General features: G+C 65.4%; 9 protein-coding genes and 1 pseudogene. 5 read left to right on the forward strand and 5 right to left on the reverse strand.

All coding sequences use genetic code 11. The features are described 5' to 3' along the window. The 5 genes and pseudogenes from Q0C81_RS12835 to Q0C81_RS12855 form a co-directional block, all read right to left on the reverse strand. A pseudogene (locus Q0C81_RS12835) lies at positions 1-120 on the reverse strand (arsenate reductase); the annotation flags it as partial. A gap of 8 nt (positions 121-128) precedes the next feature. Further along, positions 129-461: a helix-turn-helix transcriptional regulator gene (locus Q0C81_RS12840; protein ID WP_291838461.1), complete on the reverse strand. Its 333-nt coding sequence runs from the start codon at positions 459-461 to the stop codon at positions 129-131. 373 nt (positions 462-834) lie between these two features. After that, positions 835-1,452, reverse strand: coding sequence for a DUF6088 family protein (locus Q0C81_RS12845; RefSeq protein ID WP_291838464.1), 618 nt, complete (start codon positions 1,450-1,452; stop codon positions 835-837). A gap of 454 nt (positions 1,453-1,906) precedes the next feature. Then, a complete protein-coding gene (locus Q0C81_RS12850) occupies positions 1,907-3,235 on the reverse strand; it encodes a type II toxin-antitoxin system HipA family toxin (RefSeq protein ID WP_291838466.1) in 1,329 nt (442 codons plus the stop codon). Further along, positions 3,235-3,486 (reverse strand): helix-turn-helix transcriptional regulator, encoded by a 252-nt coding sequence (locus Q0C81_RS12855; protein WP_291838469.1) that lies wholly within the window; start codon positions 3,484-3,486, stop codon positions 3,235-3,237. The genes Q0C81_RS12850 and Q0C81_RS12855 overlap by 1 nt, the downstream gene beginning before the upstream one ends. A 347-nt stretch (positions 3,487-3,833) precedes the next feature. Here Q0C81_RS12855 and Q0C81_RS12860 point away from each other — a divergent pair, with 347 nt between their 5' ends. The 5 genes from Q0C81_RS12860 to Q0C81_RS12880 form a co-directional block, all read left to right on the forward strand. Further along, a complete protein-coding gene (locus Q0C81_RS12860) occupies positions 3,834-4,106 on the forward strand; it encodes an AlpA family transcriptional regulator (protein ID WP_291838472.1) in 273 nt (90 codons plus the stop codon). Between the two features lie 546 nt (positions 4,107-4,652). After that, positions 4,653-5,111, forward strand: coding sequence for a hypothetical protein (locus Q0C81_RS12865; protein WP_291838475.1), 459 nt, complete (start codon positions 4,653-4,655; stop codon positions 5,109-5,111). Positions 5,112-5,159: 48 nt separating this feature from the next. After that, on the forward strand, positions 5,160-6,473 hold the full coding sequence (locus Q0C81_RS12870; protein ID WP_291838478.1) for a TolC family protein: 1,314 nt from the start codon (positions 5,160-5,162) through the stop codon (positions 6,471-6,473). Next, complete coding sequence (locus Q0C81_RS12875) at positions 6,470-7,729, forward strand: HlyD family efflux transporter periplasmic adaptor subunit (protein ID WP_291838481.1); 1,260 nt, start codon at positions 6,470-6,472, stop codon at positions 7,727-7,729. Before Q0C81_RS12870 ends, Q0C81_RS12875 begins: the two co-directional genes overlap by 4 nt. 14 nt (positions 7,730-7,743) lie before the next feature. Then, positions 7,744-7,926, forward strand: a 183-nt coding sequence (locus Q0C81_RS12880) for an efflux RND transporter permease subunit (RefSeq protein WP_291838484.1), incomplete at its 3' end; no start/stop codon positions are given.

The raw sequence follows: 7,926 nt of genomic DNA on the forward strand, positions 1-7,926 counted from the left end.
CCGCGACGGCGGGGTCTTCAGATACTCAACGACATGCGGCTCGATACCGACGTGGCGGATCAGCTCCAGCGCGTTGCGCGACGTCCCGCAGGCGGGGTTGTGATAGATGACGATGTCCATATCGAGCCTCAGTCGCAGCACGCCAATTCGGCCAGGAGCGGCGCGCACAACTCCGAGCGGCCCTGGCAGCAATCCTTGAGCAGGAACATCACCATCCCGCCGATCCGCTCCAGATCGGCGCGATAGACGATCCACCGGCTGTGGCGCTCGGACGTAATCAGTCCTGAGCGCGACAAGACGCCGAGATGAGCCGACATGGTGTTGGCCGGCACGGCGAGCTGGTTGGCGATCTCTCCGGCGGCCAGCCCCTCGGGCTCGTGACGCACCAGCAGGCGGAAGGTCTCCAGCCGGGTGGACTGGGCGAGGGCGGCGAGCGCCAGGATTGCGTCTTCGGATTCCATATTTCCAAATTAATGGAATTGTGATTCCCGGCAAGCCTTTTCCGGCTGCTCCAGTCGGGCCGCCGGAACAGGGTCAGCGGCGCATGTGAACGTCGAAGGCGCCCGTCTGGCCGGCGGCGACCTCAGTCCGGCAGGTGCCGGGCGGCGATTTGAAAGGGCACCGGAACCAAAGGTCGTCGAACTCCAGCACCAGCGGCCCGTCCGCCGACGCCTGATACTCGCATCGTCCCCCCGTTAATGCTGCGCGCGGCGATGACCTGCTGTTCGTCCCGCGCGCCGCAACTCCCGCTGCAAGGAACGTCCGCCGATCTGCGAGCGCGCCTGCCTCAAAAGACCGGCGCTCGGATGTCTTTCACCGCTCGAAGCAGTCGCTTTAGGGCGCTTCGGCAGGGCGTGAGTCGCGAGTAGGGAATTGACTGAGCGCGCGGGCCAGCCAGTCCGGTAGATGCGGCCTGACTAAAATCAGTTCTCCGAACGCCGAAGGTCCCAGCTTTCGCTCCAGCGGCCCGACTGCTGTCTGAGCCTTCTCGGGACCCAGCCAGGCCAGCGCCCGAACTGCATCGCCGGCTGGCCGGTCAGCGAGTAAAAGTTGCCATGCGGGTGCATGCCTGAACTCGACGATCTGACCGTCGACACGGAGTTGCCGGCTCGGCCCGTTGGTCAGATAGATTGTGCGGATCGGCACCTGGGTTGTTAGGCCCAGGGAGTTCGCCGCCGCCGCGCCATGGGTGACGATGATCTCTCCTCGTCGCTGGCTGATGGCGCGAGCGACCTTCTCGACCGACGGTGCTCTCAGGCCGAAGCGGGTTTCCAACGGGCACACGTAGAGCCCTCGACCGACGCGTAACAAACTGCTGCGGCGCGCCAGCCGCGATAGCGCCCTATGCACCGCCGCACGGCCTCCCAGGTGCAGGAGCGATCCGGTGGTGATCGACGAGCCTTCGGGCAGCGCTCCGACGCTTTTCATGATCTGCTCGGCCAAAGCTCGCATGCCCACCGCTCTCCGACGCATCATGAGGGCCCCATTGGGAGGGGATGTAACCTTCGAGCAGCCTCAGCGGTAAGTCTGACAGGATCATTCGAACCGACAGCGGGGGCGGGGTCGCCGAGGCTATCACTAGGCGCCCACGCCACGGTCGGGCAGATAAGCCAGTGCGTCGGCCAACGCATAGGCGGTCTGTAGCTCGAGCCCTTCTCGACTGCGCCGTCGACGGCGGCTGGGCAGCCCGTCCATACCTCATGGACGGTCCAGCCCTCTTCATTCGGCCGAATGTCGTAACGTGAGCTTCGGGAGATCATGCCTTGGCAGCCTCGAGACCTCAACTGCTGGCGTTGGGGTTACGACAGGAGAAGGAAGGGCCATGTTATTCGACGGCCGACTGCGCCCTCAGGTATGCGGCGAAGCTCAAGCAGTTCGCGCGGTCATGATGTCGGGCTCCTTCGCTTCATATCGCTTCTAAAGCCGTTTCCAGTTGCCGCAGGCGTCCGGTCATCGCGTTCACGACCGATGTGTGGATGTCGACATGGAAGTCTGCCGGCATGCGGCCAAGGGCACGTTCCGCCGCCGGGAGGGCATCACGGCGGATTTCATCCAGAACCTGTCTGATGATCGCCTGACCGAGTCCGGCTTCCTTTGCTGTCTCGACAAAATGACGACCGTGCACGTCGAGAATTTTGTAATGGCGGTTCGCTCCAACCGACATTGCCAGCGTGTATTTGTTGTGCGGGATTCGCTTTGCGTCGAAGGCTGGCTGCGCACTTAGAACGTCATAAAACGGCGTCAGCTCGAAGCGGCCGCCGGGACGGATAAAGACGCTGAAGTTCTTGCCATGCCCGTCGGTGGCGCCGATCAGCCAGAAGATGATCTGACTCTTGAGGAAGGCGGCCTGATCCCTGAGCGGCTCATCGCTTCCCTGAAGCAGCGTCATGATATCGACCGCGCTCGGCCCTTGCTGGTTTTGATACTTCCGGCTCGAAGGAATCGACAGCGCCTGACAGCAATCCTCCTGCGGAAGGCGCAGGAGTTGGCTGTCGCCTCGCCAGCGCCGATCAAAGCGCTCGACGACGAGAACACGGCGCGCGCCGAATGTCGCCATTTCCGTCTGAGCGACCTGGAGGCCGAACCCTTCGAGAAGTTTCAAGCAGTAGTGTTCATTCTCGACGCTGTTTGACAGATCGATCATGCCCCAAGGCGTCGGGATTTCTCCGAGCTGGGGTTTGAGGATGTGGGTCGTCGGCGTCGTGCCGACTGGGCGTTTCCAACGGCCCTCATGAAACAGCAGCGCCGTTTTTTCCTGAGCGCCCGCCACCGAAATCCGAAACTCCTGTTCGGTATCGATGCCGAGCGGCGCGCGCGCGAGGTTGGCCAGGATCGCCTCGATCTCTTCGTCGCTGACCGGCTCGCCTTCAATCGGCGGAAATGCGTCGATCACCACTCCGTCGGGCAGGAACTGCAGGGCCCCCACGCAGTCGCGGCCGATCTGCTCCAACAGACTGTAGGAATCCGTGCCTTGCGCGCCCGTCTTCTCAGCTACGAGGCGGCGAACCGTCGGATTGTCCGGCAGAAGGTTGTCGAAAACCGCGACAACCCGCTCGCCCCGGAAGGTGGCCTTCCTTGGCGGCAGCGACAACGAGATCGGGAAGTGCGGCGGCCAGTCCAGCCAGCTCTGATCGTACTGAAACGCGATCGCGCCACCCGGCTCTTTGTCCAATCGCCCGACCAGACGATTGTTGATGAGCACATTGAGCGGCGCATGGGTCTTGCGACGCCCCATCAGAAGATGTCCTCGATATCGGTGGATGAGCTTTTCGATCGAGGACCGATTGTCATCTCCAGATCGAGCGCCGCGAGCAGATCGCAGATCGATGAGATTTTTGCGCCGTTGTGGCCGCTTTCGATCTTGGAAATCAGCTCTTGGCGCATGCCTGATCGTTCGGCGAGTTCTGTCTGACTCATCCCCTTCAGCTTTCTGAATCGCTGTATGAGGTTGCCAACTTGGCCGGGGGAACGAGCTATCCGGTTCATGGGAGTCTCCTTCCCATCACTATGCGGGAAATCGCATAATATAGCAATATGTGACTTAGCGCATAGAATTGAATTATGCGTAACGTGACATAATTTTATTCTATGCGCGTTTTCGCATAGAACCCGTGATTCTCAACCCTGAACTGCCGCTCGGCGATCCTCGGCGGAGTGGCGTCGGGAGGGTTGATCGCGATAGTAGAGCGGACGGGTGGCGCAGCAGGCGCGATCGTAGAGCCCGCGGTTGTCGGAATCGGTCCGCCAGAAGGCTGCCGCGGATCGCCGGCCCGCCGCTAGTCCTATGCGCAACTTTCGATTACGACCGGCCTTTTCGGGGGGATCAAATCACAATGGCCGATCAAGGCGCAGCGCGCATCAGGCGCATGATCAAGAAGACGGAACTACGCCAGATGGTGCCGCTCGCGGACAGCACCATCTGGGAAATGGAACAGCGCGGCCAGTTTCCGCGGCGGTTCGCGCTCACGCCGCGCTGCGTGGTCTGGGATCTCGCCGAGATCGAAGCGTGGCTCATGCTCCGGCGGGAAAATCCCATCCAGCGGGCGCCGCATCCCGACGTCCGCAAGCGCGTCGCCCGGCCGGTGAAGTTGGTGAACAAGGACTGACGGGCTGACCGCCGCGTCGACGGGCACCGCACGGGCGCGGTTCGCACGGCCTTCGTCCGCCACGGCAGGCGTGTGGTCCCCATGCGAGAGAATCCGCAGGCCGCAAGGCGCGACATCCTGATCGGTCGTCGTCGTCAGGGAAGAAGGGGTCTGCGTCGTCGCGACTCCACCGTGGTGACAATGGCCGTGCGAGCAGATGGCGTGGCTGTCCGGATCACCGGCGGCGACGGGGTCGGTCGGGGCTTCGGTGACCGCCTCTGAGGTGTGAGCGCTCGCTTCGGGGCGCAAATCGCGGCCTCTAGGGCGGACACAAGGACAAACAGGGCCAGAAACGACGCAAGCAACGCCGCCATCCAACCATCCCTGACCGAGGAGAGTCTTGTGCCGCCCTATAACACGGGCGGCCACGACCGCAATCGCGCCAACGTCGCAGGACGGGGGTGCGACGGTTGCAAAGAAGGCGGAGCGGCTTGATGCTCTGTGGGCCGGGCGAGCGTCGCGCGAACGCCCGCCAGCGCGTCGATCTGTCCCGAAGTCCTCGGTTGCGTGAGCGCCGCACCGCGAGTAGATGCCGGTCGGGGATTCCGTTTGCGAAATTCGATTCGTTCCTTCTGCATCTTTCTGTGCACCGCTCTTCTGGCGGTGACGATGCTGCATGGCATGATGGATGCGCAGCACGGCATGGCTCATGCCGCCGATTGGCCCGCCGTAGCGTTGGTCGAAGTCGACACGGTGGCGGACCAGATCGCGGATCATGTCCACGTCGCGCCGGACGATCAATCCGGCGACGCCACCCCCGAGGACATCGATAACGAAGGCCCCCTGGGTCACGGACACCAGGTCGGCGGCGACAGCCACGGGGCGCTCCCGGGAGCCGAGTATCCGCTAGATGACGGCCTGTCTTTCAGGCTTGCCGCCCGTACGCCCGGCGAGGCTCCGGCCTTGGGCGATCTGAGCCGGGACGGGCCCGAATATCCTCCGAAACGGATGCGCACGGTCGTCTGAACCGGCGCGGCCGTTCGGCTGCGCGCACCTCGTTTTCCGGAGATTTCCTTGAACACCCCGATTACCGGCCTGGCCGGATCGTGGGCGCGTCTGGCGGCCGTTTCGGCGCTGGCGCTTCCACTGGCGGCGTTGCCGTCTCTTCCTGCGCTCGCGCAGACCCCGCCGTCGGCCGCGACGGAAGCGGCCGCCCTGACCCTGGAGGGCGCGCTCGCGCGCGCCGCCGGCGTCGATCCGGGCTTGCCCGGCGCGGAGGCGCGGGTTCGCGCGGGCGACGCCGCTGTGCGCCAGGCCGACGTCCGGCCCAATCCGACGCTGGGCTTGATGGTCGAAAACCTGCCGACGCTGGGCGGCGGCAACATCATCGACCGCACAGAGACGACCCTGTCCTATGAGCAGCGGTTTGAGCGGGGCGGCGATCGACCGGCCCGGGTGGCTCTGGCCCGGGGCGAAGTCGCCGTCGTCCAGGCCGAAGCGGCGATCAGACGACTGGATCGTCTAGAGCAGGTGCAACGCGCCTGGGCCGAAGCGCTTTTCGCCCAGGCCGAACTTGAGATCGCTCGTGAACGTCTCGCCCTGGCCGAACGCTTCCAGATCGAAGTGCAGCGTCGTGTGGACATGGCCCGCGATCCCCTGTTCGCCGGCGCCCGCGCCGAGGCCGAACTCGCTCAAGCCCAGATCGACTTCGACCAGGCCGGAATTCAGGCCCGGCTCGCCCGCGCCACGCTCGGACGGTTCTGGATCGGCGCCCCGGATTTTTCTCTCGATCCGGCCGACTTCGAGGACACGGGCGCCGCCCGAGAAATGGCAGGCCCGGCCTCCGGGATTGACCTCGCGGTTCTGGCCGCACAGCGGGATGTCGCTCAAGCCAGAGTCCGCGTGGAACAGGCGCGCTCCACCCCTGACGCCACGGTCAGCGTCGGCGTCCGCCACTTCTGGGACGGGCAAGATCTTGGCCTGGTGGTCGGCGGGTCCATCCCGCTCGGCCGCTACGATCGAAACGAGGGGGCCATTGAGCGCGCCAGGTTCGAAGGCGTCGCCGCCGAGGCCGACATGGCGGCTCTCCGGCAGGAACGGGAACGCGAGATCGCCCGGCTACAGGTGCTTCTCGCCTCGCGGGCTCTGGAAGCGCAGCGCATCGCCAACGAGACCTTGCCTCAGGCCGAGCGCGCCGTGGCCCTCGTCCGCGACGGCTTTGCGCGCGGCGGTTTCACCTACAATGACGTCATCGCCGCCCAGACCGCGCTTCTCGCTACCAAGGCCCGCCGCGTCGCGGTTCTCAAACAGTTTCACATCGACCGCGCCCGCCTTGACCGGCTGACCGGCGCGCACGCCGACCTGCTCGGCCTGGAGATCCGCTCATGATCCGTCACACTCCCTCGCGGCGCGTGATCGCCGCGTCATTGCTGGCCCTTGCGGTCGGCGTTTCAGCCTGCGGACAGGGCGGGGCTGAAAAGGCCGAAGGCGCGGAGGCCGCGGAGGCCGCTGACTATGAGCGGGGCCCGCACAACGGCCGCCTGCTCAGGGACGGCGACTTCTCCCTGGAGATCACCATCTTTGAAGAGGGCCCCGAGCCGCTCTATCGCCTCTACCCTTACTTGAAGGACAAGCCGCTGGATCCGCGACAAGTCCAGGCCTCCATCGCCCTGACGCGGCTGGGGCCCAAGGTCGACCGTTTCGCGTTCACGCCGACCGCCGACTATCTCGCGAGCCCCACTGTGGTGGCCGAACCGCACTCGTTCGACGTCTCGGTGGCGGCGACCCATGCGGGCAAGCGGTCGACCTGGACCTATCCATCCTATGAGGGCCGCACGGTGATAACCGCCGACGCCGCCCGGGCCGGCGGGGTCACGACGCAGAGAGCCGGCGGGGCGGTGCTGGGCGAGAGCCTGCCGCTCAGCGGCCGGGTCGAGATCACGCCCGAGGGACAGAGCGAAGTCCACGCGCGCTATCCGGGACGGGTGGTGGCGATGAACGTCCAGCTGGGCCAGCGCGTCTCGCGGGGTCAGGTGCTGGCGCGCGTCGAGTCCAGCGACAGTCTGCAGACCTATTCCGTCACCGCCCCGATCTCGGGAATGATCACGGCCAAGAACGTCAACCCCGGCGCCATCACGGGCAATGGCGAGCCGATGCTGACCATCGGCGATCCGACCCGGCTCCACGCTGAATTCTTCCTCTATCCCCGCGACGCCGAACGCGTCCGGGTCGGCCAGCGCGTCGAGATCACCAGCCTGGCGGGCGAACATCGCGCGCTCGGCGTCATCGAGGCGGTCCTGCCGTCCAGCGACCCCATGAGTCAGACCCTGGTCGCCCACGTCGCGCTGCCCTATCAGGGCGGCGTCTGGCGGCCGGGACTGGGGGTCCGGGGCGCGGTCCAGGTCGGTCAGGGCGAAGTTGCGCTGGCGGTCCAGACCAAGGCCATCCAGCCGTTCCGCGATTTCCAGGTCGTCTACGCCAAGGTCGGCAACACCTATGAGGTGCGGATGCTGGAACTCGGCCGCCGCACGCCGGAATGGACCGAGGTGCTGGGCGGTCTCGAACCCGGAACCGAATACGTCGTCGACGGCGCCTTTCTCATTCGCGCGGACATCGACAAGTCCGGCGCGAGCCATGACCACTAGGGGGCGCGCAGACCATGCTTGAACGCATCATCGCGCTGTCGATCCGCTTCCGCTGGGGGGTCATGGCGCTCGTCCTTCTGGCCTGCGCGGTCGGCGTCTGGAGTTTCCAGCGCCTGACGATCGACGCCACGCCGGACATCACCAACGTCCAGATCCAGATCAACACCGAGGCTCCCGGCTACTCGCCGCTGGAGGCC

Source organism: Brevundimonas sp., from assembly GCF_023259385.1.
Lineage (GTDB): Bacteria > Pseudomonadota > Alphaproteobacteria > Caulobacterales > Caulobacteraceae > Brevundimonas.

Excerpts from the sequence above, each read along its gene's own strand:
- Q0C81_RS12850 (WP_291838466.1), bottom strand. The coding sequence starts at position 3,235 with ATGGGGCGTCGCAAGACCCATGCGCCGCTCAATGTGCTCATCAACAAT.
- Q0C81_RS12855 (WP_291838469.1), bottom strand. The coding sequence starts at position 3,486 with ATGAACCGGATAGCTCGTTCCCCCGGCCAAGTTGGCAACCTCATACAG.
- Q0C81_RS12845 (WP_291838464.1), bottom strand. The coding sequence starts at position 1,452 with ATGCGAGCTTTGGCCGAGCAGATCATGAAAAGCGTCGGAGCGCTGCCC.
- Q0C81_RS12875 (WP_291838481.1), top strand. The coding sequence starts at position 6,470 with ATGATCCGTCACACTCCCTCGCGGCGCGTGATCGCCGCGTCATTGCTG.
- Q0C81_RS12860 (WP_291838472.1), top strand. The coding sequence starts at position 3,834 with ATGGCCGATCAAGGCGCAGCGCGCATCAGGCGCATGATCAAGAAGACG.
- Q0C81_RS12840 (WP_291838461.1), bottom strand. The coding sequence starts at position 461 with ATGGAATCCGAAGACGCAATCCTGGCGCTCGCCGCCCTCGCCCAGTCC.